We start from the raw sequence: 16,752 nt of genomic DNA, 5'->3' as shown, positions 1-16,752 counted from the left end.
TAACTAGAGACAGTAAGGAGTAAACTATGACAATTGATTTTCGTGCCGAAGTTGATAAACGTAAGGATGCTTTGATGGAGGACCTCTTTGGTCTTTTGCGTATTAACTCAGAACGTGATGACAGTAAGGTTGATCAAAAGCACCCATTTGGTCCTGGACCAGTGAAAGCTCTAGAACATTTTCTTGCTTTAGCTGAACGTGATGGCTATAAGACTCGTAATATTGATAATTACGCTGGTGACTTTGAATTTGGTCAAGGTGATGAGGTTTTGGGTATCTTTGCACACTTGGATGTGGTTCCAGCGGGTAGCGGATGGGATACTGATCCTTATGAACCAGTAATCAAAGAAGGAAAGCTTTATGCTCGTGGTTCATCAGATGATAAAGGACCGACAATGGCTTGTTATTATGCCTTGAAAATTATCAAAGAGCTTGAGCTTCCAGTATCTAAGCGTGTTCGCTTTATTGTTGGTACAGATGAAGAATCTGGTTGGGGTGATATGGATTATTACTTCGCTCATAATGGATTGGAAGATCCTGATTTTGGTTTTTCTCCCGATGCAGAATTTCCAATTATCAATGGCGAAAAAGGAAATATTACTGCCTATCTTCATTTTGAAGGGCAAAACGATGGTGACTTTAGTCTCGTAAGCTTTAATGGTGGCTTGCGTGAAAATATGGTTCCTGAATCTGCAAGTGCAGATTTTACGGCACCTATCACTTTACAGGAACTCGAGTCTAAACTTGCTGACTTTGTTGCTGACCAAAAAGTGACTGGTCAAGTGACTGAAGAAGCAGGTGTTTTCCATGTGACTATTCATGGGAAATCAGTTCATGGTATGATGCCTCAAAAAGGTATTAATGGTGCAACCTATTTAGCCCTCTTCCTAAGCCAATTTGATTTCCAAGGAAATGCGGAAGCTTATTTGAACTTCATTGCTGAAACACTTCATAAAGATTTCTTTGCTGAAAAGACTGGTCTTGCATATACAGATCCAAAAATGGGTGAGTTGACTATGAATGCAGGTGTCTTTACCTTCAACAAGGAATCTGAAGATAATACAATTGCTTTGAATTTCCGCTACCCTCAAGGAGTTGATGAAGACGGTATTAAGGCTGGTCTTGAAAAACTTGAAGGACCTAAGGAAGTTTCTCTTTCAGAACACGGACATGTCCCTCATTATGTACCAGTGAGTGATCCTATGGTTCAAACACTTCTTTCGGTTTATGAGAAACACACAGGACTTAAAGGCGAAGAACAAATCATTGGTGGTGGAACCTTTGGACGTCTCCTTAAACGTGGTGTTGCCTATGGAGCTATGTTCCCAGGTTATGTCAATACAATGCACCAAGCCAATGAATTTACTGAAGTTGAGGACTTGTACCGTGCAGCTGCCATTTATGCAGAAGCTATCTATGAGTTGATTAAATAAAAAATAAGAGACATTTTGTCTCTTTTTTTGGAGGAAAATATGGAAACACTTGAAGAATTGACACAAGCTATTATGGCTGACGAACAAAATAAAACGTATACTGAACAAGGTATCAAACCCTTGTTTAGTATTCCAAAAACTGCGAGGATTAATATCGTAGGACAAGCTCCTGGTATACGTGCTCAAGAGTCTGGGCTTTACTGGAATGACCCTAGTGGGGATAATCTACGGGACTGGATGGGTGTTTCGCGAGAAGAATTTTATGAATCCGGTATGTTTGCCATTGTACCAATGGATTTTTATTTCCCGGGGCACGGAAAATCAGGAGATTTACCTCCTCGCAAAGGTTTTGCAGATAAGTGGCATGAGAGAGTTCTAGATTTAGCTCCAGATATTCAATCAACTATACTAGTGGGAAACTATGCTCAGCGATACTATTTGCATCAAAAATCATCAGCTAAGTTAACAGATACAGTTAAACATTACAAAGATTATCTTCCAGACTATTTTCCTTTAGTGCATCCGTCACCACGGAATAATATCTGGCAAGCAAAAAATCCATGGTTTGCGGAAGAAGTGATTCCAGATTTAAAAGCATTGGTAAAAAAAATTTTGAGTCAATAAATTCTGATAACTGACCTTAGATAGTCTCTAGTGATTGTTAATTGGTCAATGAAACAACTATCAGAACATAGCCAACACCACCAACTATGGTTATAGTCAATGTGTCTAAGAAACCTGTTTCACCTAAAGAACTTGTAGCCCCTAAAGTAAAATGGCATAAAAATTATATTATTGAGCGAGTAACACGCCCAATACCAACACCACCAACAACTCCTCATAAGCCCAAACCCCAGAAACTCCCACAGCAATTACAACATCTTCTGTGCTTGCTAAGAACGAAGTAGCAAGAACTAATAGTGAAGTATTATCAGAGAGAGGTAATACAAATCAAAAATTGGCGTCTGTAGCGGGTGTGGGCTTCCTTTCAATGGCTATTACAGGTCTATGGTCAGCCTGTAAACATAAACATTAATAAGATAAAATGAAAGATTAGGTTGTTTTTGCCAAGCAAGACAGTCTGATCTTTTTTTCTTATTTTTTATCACTTCATTTTACTAGTGTAGGAAATAAGTAACAGAGATAATTATAGTAAGAAAGTCTTACGCTATGAAAATAAAATGCATTTAAAGTTGAATTTTGCCTTGTAAAAACACAATGAAAGCTTGTGGTCAATACTCTTTCACATTTTTTCAATAAAAATACATTAAAGTAATCATCACTAGTTATTAAAAAATTAAACGTAGTAACATGGAGAAGAAATGCTTTTGTAATAGGATTGGACTATATCCGTAACATAGATATTAAAAATTACTCGAATTTAAGAATTTAATAGAATTTAAAGGAACGTATCTGTTTATGAGATATCTCAAATTGACATGATTCTTTCTTTTGTTAGAATATGAACATAACTAAATATATAGAAGGATGTAATTTAAATGGGGAAAAAGGAATTACAACGTTATTCACTCAGAAAGTCTAGCCTTGGTGCAGCTTCTGTTCTTTTGGGGACTGCAGTTCTTGCAGTAGGAGCTTCAAATGCAAGCGCTGATGAAGTGGCAACAACCACAGATTCTGCAACACCAACAGTTGAAGCGCAAGATGCTGTTGAAGAAAGCACAGCTACTGTAGCAGATTCAACTGAGAAAAAGGTTGTTAATGTTACCGAAGAGGGTAACACAACTGTTACAACGAGTGAAGTAACAAATACAAGCTTAGAAAATGCAAAAGCTACTGCAGAAAATGAAGGGATTGAGGTTAAGGAAGAACCTGCTCAAAGCAAAGAAACTGTAGAAGCAGCTGCTGCAGATAATAAAGCACAGGCAGAAAAAATCAATACAGTCGTTTCGGAATATAAAACGGCTAAAGAACAATACAAGTCAGATAAGGCTGACTATGATAAAGCAAAAGCCAATTATGATGCTAAACTAGCTGAAAAAGCACTAGCTGATAAGACTAACGCTGAGGCTCAGGCTAAATATGATACTGAGAAAACAGCATATGACAAAGCTTCAGAGCAATACCAAATTGCTAAGCAAGCTTATGAGACAGCTCTTTCAGAATATAAGACTAAGAAAGTTACTTATGATGCGAAGGTAGCAGAAAAAGAAGCAGCTGATAAGGAAAATGCGCTTTCTGCTGCTAAGTACCAAGCAGAGTTGGCAACATACAATCAAGCAAAAGTAGATTATGAAGCAGCTCTTGCACAATATAATAGTGACAAAGCAAAATACAATGCTGAAAAAGCCAATTATGATAATAAAGTAGCAGAAAAAGTTGTTACTGAAAAACGTAATGCTGAAGCTGAAGCTAAATACCAAACTGAACTTGCGGCATATAATGAAGCAAAAGCTAAGTATGATGTTGAAAAGGCGGCATACGATAAGGCTCTTGAACTTTATAACGCTAAAAAATCAGCTTATGAAGCAGATCTTGAAACAAAACAAGCAATTGAAAAATATAATGCAGATGCTAAAGCTAAATACGACGCAGCTTTGGTAGTCTACAATGATCAAAAAGCTAAATATGATCAAGAGTATCTTGAGTACCAAAACAAACTAGCTGTATACCAAACAGCACTTAAACAATACGAAGCAGCTAAAGAAGCTTACGATAAATACATGAATGACCCTGTATATCGTAACCTCAAAGATTCTGAAGTTGTTCAAGAATTAACCTTCCAACGTGAAAATGATGCTACTCATAAGGTTGAAGGTGTTAGCAATTATTTGACAAAAGAAGCTCAAGAGCGTCTTAACACAAGCAACGTCTTCCAATATGATTCGAACAAGTTGGAAGCATCTGACATTGTATCAAATAGCCCTTGGACAAATACTGAAGATGAGTGGATTCAAGTTAAAGAGGGTGACAAATTCGTTGTTACTTACGATGGTTTGAACCAATCTAGCATGTTGGTTGCAAATGAAGCATCCGCTATTAAGCGAGTTGTTTACCGTTACGAAATTATTAGTTTGCCATCAAATGATGGAAAGGGTATCGCGAAAATCAGTAAAGACCCAACAGTTACTATGACAGTTGGAGCTTCAACTGACCAAGATAAACCAGTTAAGGTTGCGGTAGATATTGAGTTTTACGATAAAGATGGTAAAATGTTCAATCTCAATGAACACAATGCTATTGTTGCGCTTAACTCACTTAACCACTGGAACGGTGCCGCTTATGTCGAAACTTCAGAGCGCCCACGTCCACTTACAGTGGAAGCGAAAGATATTAATGGTAATACTGTACGTGGTACTTACAATCCTTATGCAGATGGTTCAACATTGGCAATTCAAAATGGTGAAGTTGTTACGAAATCTGGTTACGCAGATTTCGGTGGTGCTACTGTTAACATTTCAGATGATAACCCACTTAAGGTAGTTGTTCCAATAATAGACTGGAATGGCTCAGAATGGTTTGTATCACGAGAAATTCCATCTGATGTGACAACTCTTAATGCGTCAGGTAGCGGTAATGGGCATGCTCTTGGCAACGTAGATTATACTTTTGGTGATAAGGATGATGTTATTGGTTCATACAGCGTTTCAGCTGAAACAGGATTGATTACATTCACACCTAAGAAAAAATACCAATCAACTCGTCACCAAGAATATGTAAATATTGGCGACAACCAATTTATTGCTATTCCAAAATCATCAGTAACTTATGATGCTACAAGTAAAGAAGTAACATCAGTCAATGATAACCAATACATTGACCATGGTGCAGTCTTTAATGGTGAGACAACATCAGAATTGACAGGATGGGATAATGCTGATTCGCCATATCTCTACTATGGAGGAGCTGGTATCAAGATGACCAATGGTCACTTGGTGTTTACTGCTGAAGGTGCTAATGCAGATGGTGCGCCAACAGTTTACTGGTTTGCAATTAACTCTAACCTTGGCTTACCAAAGAATCCAGGTGATAAACCAGTAGAACCTAAGGCACCAACACCACCAGTAGCACCAGTTAAACCAGTGTTTAAAACAGTTGGAATCAATCCTCAAGAGCCAACACCACCGACACCACCAACAGAGCCAGTGGCCCCAACGCCACCAACTCCAGAGGTAGTGGAAGTTCCTGGTAAACCTCAAGAGCCAACACCACCAACAGGTCCAACGGCACCAACACCACCGACACCAAAAGTGGTTGAAGTTCCAGAAAAACCAGTTGAACCAACACCACCAACAGGTCCAACGGCACCGACACCACCAACACCAAAAGTGGTTGAGGTTCCAGCTAAACCAGTTGAACCAAAAACACCAGAAAAACCAACTGTTGTATGGCATAAGAATTACGTTGTTGAGAGAGAGTCTCATGTTGTACCGCCAACACCACCGACTCCACAAACACCACCGACACCTGTTACACCACCAACTACACCAACTCCAGATACTGAAGTTCCTGTAGTTCCTCAAGCTGAGTTGCCACAAACTGGCGATCACACAAGCAATGCAGGGTTCCTTGGATTTATTTCAATGATTTTTGCAGCTTTCGTAGGATTCTTCAAACGTCGTAAAGAAGACTAAGTGGTGCTATTATATTAGTTCCCCATCCAAACTAGATTCTAATTTTAGGGTCTAGTTTTTATTGTTTTAAAATTTTTGGTAGCCTTTTCATGCTTATCGTTGTAATTTAAAGAAGACTCATGTTATAATGAATCTAACCGACTATTTAGAAAGATGCAAGGAGATCTGCATGGAAGAATTAAAAAAGCTCGCTGGTGTAAGTGCTGCCAGTTTTGTTGAAGATGGCATGGTTGTTGGCCTAGGTACTGGCTCAACAGCTTATTTCTTTGTAGAGGAGATTGGTCGTCGAATAAAGGAGGAAGGACTCAGTGTAGTAGGTGTAACGACATCTAGTCAAACAACGAAGCAAGCTGAAGGTCTAGGTATTCCTTTGAAATCAGTGGATGATATTGATAGTATTGATGTTACCGTTGATGGCGCCGACGAAGTGGATCCTCAACTCAATGGCATTAAAGGTGGCGGTGGTGCCCTCTTGATGGAGAAAATCGTTGCTACACCTACTAAAGAGTACATCTGGGTAGTTGATGAGTCTAAGATGGTTGATCAACTTGGTGCTTTTAAATTACCAGTCGAAGTTGTTCAATACGGTGCTGATCGCTTGTATCGCATTTTTGAGTCTAAGGGCTATAAGCCATCATTCCGAGTAACCGAACAAGGTGATCGCTTTGTTACAGATATGAAGAATTTCATTATTGATTTGGATCTCGGCAAAATTAATAATCCAGTTGCTTTAGGTGACGAATTAAAAGCTATGACTGGTGTTGTTGATCATGGTTTATTCAATGGAATGGTTAATAAGGTTATCGTCGCTGGAAAAGACGGTGTTAAGATTGTTGAGGTTAAGGATTAGTCCTGTTTGATTTTTAATCTAAATTGTAACTGAAGAAAGTAACCTATTGTTTAGGTTATCACTAAATTATTATATAGAAAGGAAAGAGGTAATTTCGAGAGATTTTAGCTCTTTGTGGTGTTCTTATGTCCAAATTTAATCGAATGCATTTAATCGTTCTTGACTCAGTAGGTATTGGTGCAGCTCCAGATGCCAATAACTTTGTCAATGCTGGTGTTCCTGACGGAGCTTCAGATACCCTTGGACACATTTCTAAAACTGTTGGTTTGAATGTACCAAATATGGCTAAGCTTGGACTTGGAAATATTCCTCGCGAACAACCCTTGAAGACAGTTCCAGCTGAGAGCAATCCAACTGGTTATGCAACTAAGTTAGAAGAAGTTTCTCTTGGAAAAGATACCATGACAGGTCACTGGGAAATTATGGGTCTTAATATTACAGAACCTTTCGATACTTTCTGGAATGGCTTCCCGGAAGAAATTCTTACTCAAATCGAAGAATTCTCAGGACGTAAGGTTATTCGTGAAGCTAACAAACCTTATTCTGGTACAGCTGTTATCGATGATTTCGGACCACGCCAAATGGAAACTGGCGAGTTGATTATTTATACATCGGCTGACCCAGTTCTTCAAATCGCAGCTCATGAAGATATTATTCCTCTTGAAGAATTGTATCGTATTTGTGAATTTGCTCGTTCTATCACTTTGGAACGTCCAGCTCTTCTTGGTCGTATCATTGCTCGTCCTTACGTTGGTGAACCTGGAAACTTCACTCGTACATCTAACCGTCGTGACTTGGCCGTTTCACCATTTGCTCCAACTGTTTTGGACAAATTGAATGAAGCTGGTATCGACACTTACTCAGTAGGTAAGATTAGTGATATCTTCAATGGTGCAGGTATTAACCACGATATGGGCCACAACAAATCAAATAGTCACGGTGTAGACAACTTGATTAAAGCTATGACATCAGAAGAGTTTAAACATGGTTTCTCTTTCACAAACTTGGTAGACTTTGATGCCCTTTACGGACACCGTCGTAATCCACATGGCTACCGTGATTGCTTGCATGAATTTGATGAGCGTTTGCCTGAAATTATCGCTGCTATGAAAGAAGATGATCTCTTGATGATTACTGCAGACCATGGTAACGACCCAACTTATGCTGGTACAGACCATACTCGTGAATACATCCCATTCTTGGCTTACAGCCCATCATTCAAAGGTAACGGCTTAATTCCTGTTGGTCACTTTGCTGATATTTCAGCTACAATTGCTGAAAACTTTGGTGTAGACAAAGCTATGATTGGTGAAAGTTTCTTGGATAAACTTGTCTAAAATGAAACGTTATGCATTCCTGATTCGGGGGATAAATGTCGGCGGTCGTAATAAGGTAGTCATGGAACAATTCTGCCATGAACTTGAGAAACTTGGTTTTAAGAATGTTTCTTCCTATATTAATAGTGGAAATCTTTTCTTTGATTCACCCATGATGAAAGAAGAATTACTTTTAGTCATAGAAGAATTTCTGAATAAGTCTTACCCTTTTATTAATGTCTTTTCCCTTTTCACATTAGAGGAATACCAAAATGAGTGTAAAACTCTACCGAAATGGTGGGAAAATGATTTGTACAGAAAAGACGTCCTCTTTTATACAGTACAATTAGACAAGGATGACTTAAAAAGGGTAATAAATTCTTTTGATTTGACAGATGAAACTCTTCATTTTGGGGAATTAGGAGTTTACTGGGGGAAACATGATAAGACAAGCTACAACCAAACGGCTTATCATAAAAAACTATTAAAGTCATCATTTTATCCCTATATTACGATTCGAAATGCAAGAACTTTTTCAAACATTGGTTCTTATTTAAAAATAAAGTAAGTAATTAAAGGAGATTGATAATGTCACTACTTGAAAAAATTAGAGTTACTCAAGCTTACTTGGAAAGCAAAGGAATTGTAAAACCTGAATTTGGTTTGATTTTGGGTTCTGGGCTTGGCGAATTGGCTGAAGAGGTCCAAGATGCTATTGTTATCGATTACGCAGATATTCCAAACTGGGGACAATCAACAGTAGTCGGTCATGCAGGTAAACTTGTATATGGAACTTTGTCTGGACGTAAGGTATTGGCTCTTCAAGGACGTTTCCATTTTTACGAAGGAAATCCTCTCGAAGTGGTAACTTTCCCTGTACGTGTTATGAAGGCTCTTGGGTGTGAAGGTGTTATCGTAACCAATGCTGCTGGTGGTATTGGCTTTGGTCCTGGTACTTTGATGGCTATTACTGACCATATCAACATGACTGGTCAAAACCCATTGATTGGAGAAAACTTGGATGAGTTTGGTCCACGTTTCCCAGATATGTCTAAGACTTACACTCCAGCCTACCGCGAAATTGCTCATAAAGTAGCTGATAAACTTGGAATCAAGTTGGAAGAAGGTGTCTATCTTGGAGCAACTGGTCCAACTTATGAAACACCTGCTGAAATCCGTGCCTTCAAGACTCTGGGTGCAGATGCTGTTGGTATGTCAACTGTTCCTGAAGTTATCGTCGCTGCTCACTCTGGTTTGAAAGTCCTTGGTATCTCATGTATTTCTAACTTCGCAGCTGGCTTGCAAGAAGAATTGAACCACGAAGAGGTTGTAGAAGTAACTGAACGCATCAAGGGAGACTTCAAAGGATTGCTTAAAGCTATTTTGGCTGAACTATAGAAAAGAATAATTGATGTCAAATTTAATGAAAAACCCGTTGTTTCGTATCATTCGTGGAGTTTTTATAGTTGGTTTCTTGACATTCGTTTGGTTGATTATATTTTCTGCCATTGATACAAGTGGTAGTGAAATAAACTATGAACCGTTTCAAGGAGCATCTATTGTATTTGCGATTTTAAGCTATATCATAGTATTGTTTTTATTTCAATATCATAAAGTCGTCAACTTAAAAGAATTAATTAAATCTTCATACAGCGCAATTGAAATTAAAGAACAGTATGTGGAAAAGTTGATTGTACAACTGCGTGAATTGACTGATAAGATTGTTGATCATGAGTTAAAAATGTCTGTTAGGAAGAATGTTTCAGAATTGTTGGAGGAAAATAAGTCTGTCAACAATTTTACTAATGATGAAAACAAAGCTAATCATTCAGAATCAAAGCGTAAGTTTTATGGTGAGTCTGGCAATTCTTCTAAGCATAAATACTCTACTAAAGTTGAGGAAACAAAGAATAAAATTATAGAGGAAATCGAAAGAGACACAACTATTACCGCTGATCAAAGCATAAAGGATTTGATTGCTGAGATTAAAGAGTCAGAAGTGCTAGTTGCAAATCAAAAATTACACTATAATGAAATGGTGTCGGAATATAATAAAACAATTTACACTTTGCCATTTGCCTTTTTAAGAAGAACTTTTGGCCATTCAGAAGTAAACTATTTATAACAGTTAACAAAATTACTAAGACTAGAGTTTAGTTAAAAAAGGTGAGACAATGTTCTCTGGTGTGAGGTGTTCTAATTCGAATACGATTTTGCCTTTCTATCAAATTTAAAAAAAGAAACGAATTGATTTCCCACTAAAAGCAGTGGGAATCAAGTTGGTTAAAGCTATTTTATCCGAACTTTAATATATGGGTACTCAAGGAAGAAAAAGTTTGACTTGCCTTCCCAAGTCGCTTAGATTATTTTTAGCAGTTATCGGAACCGGAATTGCTTCTGGTTTTGTTGGGATTATTTGTCATTACCTTTTGGAGCTTGTACAAGTTATTGCATTTGGTCGTGATCAAACTGATCTCCTGAGACTGTTTAAATCTGTCAGTGCCTTTCGACGTTTTTCAGTTCTACTTGTAGTCGGTATTTTGGCAAGTTTGTTTTGGTATTTTCTTCAACGACGAGTTTCTCTCCTTTCTATTAGTAAGGCTAAACAACTTGTTGGTAAGAAGAGTCCAAATTTTCTTGGTCAAGCTTTACATGCTTTGATACAGGTGGCAATTGTCGGAGCAGGTGCCTCAATTGGCAAAGAAGGAGCGCCTAGAGAGTTAGGTGCTCTATTTGGTGGTAGTCTATCCAAAGGTTTAGATTTAGATGTTCCTGACAGACAATTGTTAATTGCTTGCGGTGCGGGTGCTGGTTTAGCTGCAGTTTATCAAGTCCCCTTTGCTAGTGTTTTGTTTGTCTTAGAAACGTTAGGGATAGGATGGCGATTAAAGAATATTGTCATTATATCAGTTACCACTTATTTAGCAGCTTATTGTGCTCGACCTATTGTAGGAGATGAGGCTATCTACTTAGTTAATAAGGTAACAATCCTACCCTCTAGCCTAATACAAGTTGCACTATTAGTACTAGGCTTGACTCCTCTTGCTTTGATTTTTAGTCTCTTAACCAAAAGAGCCAGTAAGCATCGTATTACTGACAAACACCTTCTGTGGTCCATGCCCCTATCTTATATTGTATTAGGTGGGATTGCAGCTTTCTATCCTATGATTATGGGAAATGGTCAAGTAATGGCTCAATGGTTGTTTTCAGGAGGCTCTTCGATTTATCTTCCTATTTATCTAGTAGTCAAGGGGCTTATAGTCTGTTTGCTTCTATGGGGAGGTACTTATGGGGGAACTTTGACACCTTCCTTTACTTTAGGTGTAGGTTCCGGTTATTTACTGACAATATTACTCGGGACTTTTGGATTATCTCTTAATCATACTTTAGGAATGTTACTAGGTGCAACCATATTTTTAGGAACAACTTTGGATGCCCCTTTGACTGGTATAGCCTTAGTTTTAGGTTTTACTGGTCAAGGAGGGGTGGTAGCAGCACCACTAATCTTAGCGAGTCTACTATCAAGGATAATTAAAAATAGATGGAAGAAATAACAATGAATATACATTTTATCTTACATGAAACGTTTGAGGTTCCAGGAGCTTATTTAAAATGGGCTCAAGATCGAGGTCATCAGATTTCATCGACCAAGGTATATGAGGAAACGCCCCTTCCTGATACAGTTGATGGTATTGACTTTCTAATTGTAATGGGAGGTCCTCAATCACCCGAAGAAGACCGTCAGGCCTTTCCTTATTATGACCCTAAGGCTGAGATTGCTTTTATTCAAAAAGCAATTGCTGCTGACATCTATATTGTCGGGGTATGCTTAGGGGCTCAACTTTTGTCTGTAGCTTATGGTGGTAAGTATGAGCATAGTCCAGAGCGTGAGATTGGTGTTTATCCTTTAAGCTTAACTGAGGCAGGTTTAGTAGACGAGCATGTCAAAGGTTTCGGAGAAACTCTCAATACTGGACATTGGCATGGAGATATGCCTGGTTTAACCGACAAGGCAGTTGTTCTAGCGACCAGTCAGGGATGTCCACGTCAAATCATTCGCTTTAGCCCTAAACATTATGCCTTCCAAGCACATTTAGAGTTTGATCTTGAAGCGATTGATTTACTCATAGCTGCGGATGGTGAAGAGCATTTGCTTGAGCAACATAAGGTGCTATCTTTTGTTCAAACACCAGAACAATTGCGTGCCCATGATTATTCTCAAATGAATAAAAAGTTATTCGCTTTTCTAGATTCACTAACCCAGGGCAAAACATTTAAGTAGCTTATATGCTATTAATATAATAGTAGAAAACTTTAAAAAATATAACTTAAGAATGGTAGAGAGTATGTCCTAATTATAACTCTATTGAAAAGCTAGGAGAATAGAAAATCCTCTTAGATGCGAGGCAACTACGTCAGATTCCTAGTTTTCAGTTGCTTTCTGGTTGCTCTTTTACCTTCATAAATAATAGAAAGGATGGGTTAACTGTATTCACTGAACTGAATACGGGCGGAGAACGGTGAAACAAATAAACTGGTTAGCATTTGCAATGCGTCGTCAGTTTATTATTTTTACGTCGTCTCTGTCTCCCTTAATATCTTAATTATGTCTATTCATATTTCTGCCAAACAAGGAGAGATTGCTGACAAGATTCTTCTTCCTGGGGATCCTTTGCGTGCAAAATTTATTGCCGAAAATTTCCTTGAAGATGCAGTGTGTTTCAACGAAGTCCGTAACATGTTTGGTTACACAGGAACATACAAGGGTGAATGTGTCTCAGTAATGGGAACTGGGATGGGGATGCCATCTATCTCTATCTATGCACGTGAGCTCATTGTTGACTACGGTGTCAAAAAATTAATTCGCGTAGGGACTGCTGGTTCTTTGAATGAGGATGTTCACGTTCGTGAGTTAGTTCTAGCACAAGCAGCAGCAACTAACTCTAACATTATTCGTAATGACTGGCCTCAATACGATTTTCCTCAAATTGCAAGCTTCAATCTCTTGGATAAGGCTTATCACATCGCCAAAGATCTTGGTATGACAACACATGTTGGTAATGTTTTATCTTCTGATGTTTTCTACTCAAATTATTTCGAAAAAAATATTGAGCTTGGGAAATGGGGCGTGAAGGCTGTCGAAATGGAAGCAGCAGCACTTTATTACCTTGCAGCTCAACATCAAGTAGATGCTCTTGCTATTATGACTATTTCTGATAGTTTGGTAAATCCAGATGAGGATACAACTGCTGAAGAACGTCAAAATACCTTTACTGACATGATGAAAGTAGGTCTTGAAACTCTTATTGCAGACTAGATTATGAAAAGGATGTCTTTAGCCATCCTTTTTTGATTAGCCGAAAGGATATATTACTTCGATAGCTAGAAAGGTTAAAAGTTTTCAAACTACAAGAATACTCTAAAAATATTTGAAGGATTATATTTCTAATAGTAAGATAAATAACTGACAATTTGATAAAGTGGCTTAAAAATGTGAAAAAACACTTACAATATTAGAGATAGTGATAGAGAATAGATACCTGATAGGCTTATAAAAAACGGTTTCTTCTTTTTTAAAAATAATGACAATTGAAATGAAGTTATAGTAATGTTATAATGATAATGGGAAATGTCTAATTTAATAGTCAGGAGCAATTTATATGAGTTCGCGTACGAATCGTAAGCAGAAACGGACGAATAATAGATCGTGGGGAATGGTCAACATTGGGTTGACCATTCTGTATGCTATTTTGGCAGCGGTCTTATTATTCATTATGTTCAATTATAACTTCCTATCTTTTAGGTTTTTGAACATCATTATTACCCTTGGTTTGTTGGTGGTTCTTGCCATTAGTATCTTCCTTCAGAAAACAAAAAAATCACCACTAGTGACAACGACTGTATTAGTAATTTTTTCACTAGTTTCTTTGGTTGGTATTTTTGGATTTAAACAAATGATTGATATCACTAATCGTATGAATCAGACTGCGGCCTTTTCAGAAGTAGAAATGAGCATTGTGGTTCCGAAGGATAGTGACATCAAAGATGTGAGTCAGATTACTAGTGTTCAAGCACCAACTAAGGTTGATAAGAATAATATCGATACTTTGATGTCAGCTCTAAAGGAAGACAAAAAGGTTGATGTCAAAGTCGATGATGTCTCTTCCTATCAAGAAGCCTATGACAATCTTAAGTCTGGAAAATCTCAAGCAATGGTTTTGAGTGGTTCTTATGCAAGCCTACTAGAGTCCGTTGATAGTAACTATGCTTCAAATCTAAAAACGATTTATACCTACAAAATTAAAACGAAGAATAACAGTTCTGCGAAACAGGCGGATTCAAAAGTTTTCAATATTTATATTAGTGGTATTGATACCTATGGTTCGATTTCGACAGTATCACGTTCGGACGTTAATATCATTATGACTGTTAATATGAATACGCATAAGATTCTTTTGACGACAACACCTCGTGACGCATACGTTAAGATTCCTGGTGGTGGAGCGGACCAGTATGATAAGCTAACACACGCAGGTATCTATGGTGTTGAAACATCAGAGCAAACTTTAGAAAATCTTTATGGTATTAATATTGATTATTATGCACGTATCAACTTTACGTCATTCCTTAAGTTGATTGACCAACTTGGTGGTGTGACAGTTCATAATGATCAAGCCTTCACAAGTCTTCATGGGAAGTTTGATTTTCCAGTTGGAGATATCCAAATGAATTCAGAACAAGCTCTTGGTTTTGTTCGAGAACGTTATAGTTTGGATGGAGGAGATAATGATCGTGGTAAAAACCAAGAGAAAGTTATTTCTGCGATTATAAACAAGTTGGCTTCGCTAAATTCTGTATCCAACTTTACGTCAATTGTTAACAATCTTCAAGATTCTGTTCAAACAAATATGTCTTTGGATACCATTAACGCCTTGGCTAATGCACAACTTGATTCTGGATCTAAATTTACAGTTACTTCGCAAGCAGTAACTGGTACAGGTTCAACAGGTCAATTGACTTCTTACGCTATGCCAAATTCTAGTCTCTACATGATGAAACTAGATGATTCTAGTGTGGAAAGTGCCTCTCAAGCTATCAAAAATCTGATGGAGGAAAAATAAGTGATTGATGTTCACTCACATATTGTTTTTGATGTCGATGATGGTCCTAAAACTTTAGAGGAGAGTTTGGAGCTCATTGGGGAAAGTTACGCTCAAGGTGTGCGTACGATTGTTTCTACCTCTCACCGTCGTAAGGGGATGTTTGAAACCCCAGAGGATAAAATCTTTGCAAATTTTTCAAAGGTTAAAGCAGAAGCAGAAGCACTTTATCCAGGCTTAACTCTTTATTATGGTGGTGAACTTTATTACACCTCAGACATTATCGACAAACTTGAAAAAAATCTCATTCCTCGTATGCACAACACGCAATTTGCTTTGATTGAGTTTAGCGCCAGAACATCTTGGAAGGAAATTCATAACGGGCTGAGTAATGTTATACGAGCAGGTGTAACACCTATTGTTGCTCACATTGAACGCTATGATGCTCTTGAAGAAAACGCTGACCGTGTTCGTGAAATTATCAACATGGGTTGCTACACACAAGTTAATAGCTCTCATGTCTTAAGACCAAAGCTATTTGGCGATAAAGAAAAAGTGAGAAAGAAACGGGTACGCTTTTTCTTGGAAAATAATTTAGTTCATATTGTTGCTAGTGATATGCATAATCTTGGTCCAAGACCACCATTTATGAAGGATGCATATACTATTATTGAAAAAACATATGGAACGAGACGTGCGCGTAATCTCTTTATCGAGAACACACAAACACTACTTGAAAATCAATACATATAGGAGAAATTATGACTCAGGAAAACACGAAACGTGTTGAAATCGATGTGCTTGCACTTTTGCATAAACTTTGGATCAAAAAGGTATTCATTCTTTTTACGGCCTTTTATGTAGCTGTCTTTGCCTTCTTGGGAACTTATTTCCTAATCCAACCTACATATACGTCATCTACTCGTATCTATGTGGTTAATCAAGCCAATGACAGTAAAAATATTTCAGCTCAAGATTTGCAGGCTGGCACATTTTTGACAAAAGACTATAAAGAAATTATTACATCTAATGATGTCTTATCTGAAGTTATCAGGGATGAAAAATTGAACATGACTGAAACTGAGCTTGCTAAGATGATCTCAGTTAATATCCCTACTGATACACGTCTTATATCGATTTCTGTCAATGCTAAAACAGGTCAAGACGCTCAAGCCATTGCTAATAAGGTACGTGAAGTTGCTTCAGAAAAGATCAAGAACGTGACAAAAGTCGAAGATGTGACAACACTTGAAGAAGCTAAATTGCCAGAGTCACCATCTTCACCAAACATTAAACGTAATGTCCTTCTTGGAGCAGTACTTGGAGGATTCCTTGCAGTGGTTGGTGTATTGGCTCGTGAAATCTTAGATGATCGCATTCGCCGTCCAGAAGATATTGAAGAGATTCTCGGAATGACACTTCTTGGAATTGTCCCTGATACAGATAAAATTTAAGGAGAAG

Annotated in this window: 14 protein-coding genes; all 14 read left to right on the top strand. The window is 37.8% G+C overall.

Annotated elements, in window-relative coordinates; genetic code table 11:
• The first annotated feature begins 26 nt into the window (after window positions 1-26).
• The 14 genes from pepV (at window position 27) to RWZ99_RS00495 (ending at window position 16,745) form a co-directional block, all read left to right on the top strand.
• Window positions 27-1,433, top strand: coding sequence for a dipeptidase PepV (pepV, locus tag RWZ99_RS00560; protein ID WP_314675725.1), 1,407 nt, complete (start codon window positions 27-29; stop codon window positions 1,431-1,433).
• Window positions 1,434-1,472: 39 nt separating this feature from the next.
• On the top strand, window positions 1,473-2,057 hold the full coding sequence (locus RWZ99_RS00555; protein ID WP_314675724.1) for a uracil-DNA glycosylase family protein: 585 nt from the start codon (window positions 1,473-1,475) through the stop codon (window positions 2,055-2,057).
• Between the two features lie 875 nt (window positions 2,058-2,932).
• Window positions 2,933-6,025: a GbpC/Spa domain-containing protein gene (locus tag RWZ99_RS00550; RefSeq protein WP_314675723.1), complete on the top strand. Its 3,093-nt coding sequence runs from the start codon at window positions 2,933-2,935 to the stop codon at window positions 6,023-6,025.
• Between the two features lie 169 nt (window positions 6,026-6,194).
• Window positions 6,195-6,875, top strand: a complete 681-nt coding sequence (rpiA, locus tag RWZ99_RS00545; RefSeq protein WP_314675722.1) for a ribose-5-phosphate isomerase RpiA — start codon at window positions 6,195-6,197, stop codon at window positions 6,873-6,875.
• A gap of 125 nt (window positions 6,876-7,000) precedes the next feature.
• Complete coding sequence (locus tag RWZ99_RS00540; protein WP_314675721.1) at window positions 7,001-8,212, top strand: phosphopentomutase; 1,212 nt, start codon at window positions 7,001-7,003, stop codon at window positions 8,210-8,212.
• Window position 8,213: 1 nt separating this feature from the next.
• Window positions 8,214-8,759, top strand: a complete 546-nt coding sequence (locus RWZ99_RS00535) for a DUF1697 domain-containing protein (RefSeq protein ID WP_314675720.1) — start codon at window positions 8,214-8,216, stop codon at window positions 8,757-8,759.
• Between the two features lie 20 nt (window positions 8,760-8,779).
• Window positions 8,780-9,589 (top strand): purine-nucleoside phosphorylase, encoded by an 810-nt coding sequence (locus tag RWZ99_RS00530; protein ID WP_314675718.1) that lies wholly within the window; start codon window positions 8,780-8,782, stop codon window positions 9,587-9,589.
• A gap of 13 nt (window positions 9,590-9,602) precedes the next feature.
• Window positions 9,603-10,316, top strand: a complete 714-nt coding sequence (locus RWZ99_RS00525) for a LemA family protein (protein ID WP_314675716.1) — start codon at window positions 9,603-9,605, stop codon at window positions 10,314-10,316.
• 187 nt (window positions 10,317-10,503) lie between these two features.
• Window positions 10,504-11,745 carry a chloride channel protein gene (locus tag RWZ99_RS00520; protein WP_314675715.1) on the top strand — a complete coding sequence of 414 codons (1,242 nt, stop codon included), beginning with the start codon at window positions 10,504-10,506 and terminating at the stop codon, window positions 11,743-11,745.
• 2 nt (window positions 11,746-11,747) lie between these two features.
• The gene (locus tag RWZ99_RS00515) at window positions 11,748-12,473 is read left to right on the top strand and encodes a type 1 glutamine amidotransferase (RefSeq protein ID WP_314675713.1); all 726 of its coding nucleotides are present in this window, start codon (window positions 11,748-11,750) and stop codon (window positions 12,471-12,473) included.
• A 324-nt stretch (window positions 12,474-12,797) separates the two neighbouring features.
• On the top strand, window positions 12,798-13,508 hold the full coding sequence (deoD, locus tag RWZ99_RS00510; protein ID WP_314675712.1) for a purine-nucleoside phosphorylase: 711 nt from the start codon (window positions 12,798-12,800) through the stop codon (window positions 13,506-13,508).
• Window positions 13,509-13,851: 343 nt separating this feature from the next.
• Window positions 13,852-15,312 carry an LCP family protein gene (locus tag RWZ99_RS00505; protein ID WP_314675711.1) on the top strand — a complete coding sequence of 487 codons (1,461 nt, stop codon included), beginning with the start codon at window positions 13,852-13,854 and terminating at the stop codon, window positions 15,310-15,312.
• The gene (gene cps4B / locus RWZ99_RS00500) at window positions 15,313-16,044 is read left to right on the top strand and encodes a capsular polysaccharide biosynthesis protein Cps4B (protein ID WP_314675710.1); all 732 of its coding nucleotides are present in this window, start codon (window positions 15,313-15,315) and stop codon (window positions 16,042-16,044) included.
• 8 nt (window positions 16,045-16,052) lie between these two features.
• Window positions 16,053-16,745, top strand: a complete 693-nt coding sequence (locus RWZ99_RS00495; protein ID WP_314675709.1) for a capsular polysaccharide biosynthesis protein — start codon at window positions 16,053-16,055, stop codon at window positions 16,743-16,745.
• Window positions 16,746-16,752 lie beyond the last annotated feature (7 nt).

The organism is uncultured Streptococcus sp. (assembly GCF_963545685.1).
Classification (GTDB): domain Bacteria; phylum Bacillota; class Bacilli; order Lactobacillales; family Streptococcaceae; genus Streptococcus.
Note: the sequence above shows the minus strand (reverse complement) of the source record. Positions and strands in the feature narration are given on the sequence as shown.

Coding starts and splice junctions, on each gene's coding strand:
- RWZ99_RS00530 (WP_314675718.1), top strand. CDS start 8,780: ATGTCACTACTTGAAAAAATTAGAGTTACTCAAGCTTACTTGGAAAGC.
- rpiA (WP_314675722.1), top strand. CDS start 6,195: ATGGAAGAATTAAAAAAGCTCGCTGGTGTAAGTGCTGCCAGTTTTGTT.
- RWZ99_RS00535 (WP_314675720.1), top strand. CDS start 8,214: ATGAAACGTTATGCATTCCTGATTCGGGGGATAAATGTCGGCGGTCGT.
- deoD (WP_314675712.1), top strand. CDS start 12,798: ATGTCTATTCATATTTCTGCCAAACAAGGAGAGATTGCTGACAAGATT.
- RWZ99_RS00525 (WP_314675716.1), top strand. CDS start 9,603: ATGTCAAATTTAATGAAAAACCCGTTGTTTCGTATCATTCGTGGAGTT.
- RWZ99_RS00495 (WP_314675709.1), top strand. CDS start 16,053: ATGACTCAGGAAAACACGAAACGTGTTGAAATCGATGTGCTTGCACTT.
- pepV (WP_314675725.1), top strand. CDS start 27: ATGACAATTGATTTTCGTGCCGAAGTTGATAAACGTAAGGATGCTTTG.
- RWZ99_RS00515 (WP_314675713.1), top strand. CDS start 11,748: ATGAATATACATTTTATCTTACATGAAACGTTTGAGGTTCCAGGAGCT.
- RWZ99_RS00555 (WP_314675724.1), top strand. CDS start 1,473: ATGGAAACACTTGAAGAATTGACACAAGCTATTATGGCTGACGAACAA.
- RWZ99_RS00540 (WP_314675721.1), top strand. CDS start 7,001: ATGTCCAAATTTAATCGAATGCATTTAATCGTTCTTGACTCAGTAGGT.
- RWZ99_RS00505 (WP_314675711.1), top strand. CDS start 13,852: ATGAGTTCGCGTACGAATCGTAAGCAGAAACGGACGAATAATAGATCG.
- RWZ99_RS00550 (WP_314675723.1), top strand. CDS start 2,933: ATGGGGAAAAAGGAATTACAACGTTATTCACTCAGAAAGTCTAGCCTT.
- RWZ99_RS00520 (WP_314675715.1), top strand. CDS start 10,504: ATGGGTACTCAAGGAAGAAAAAGTTTGACTTGCCTTCCCAAGTCGCTT.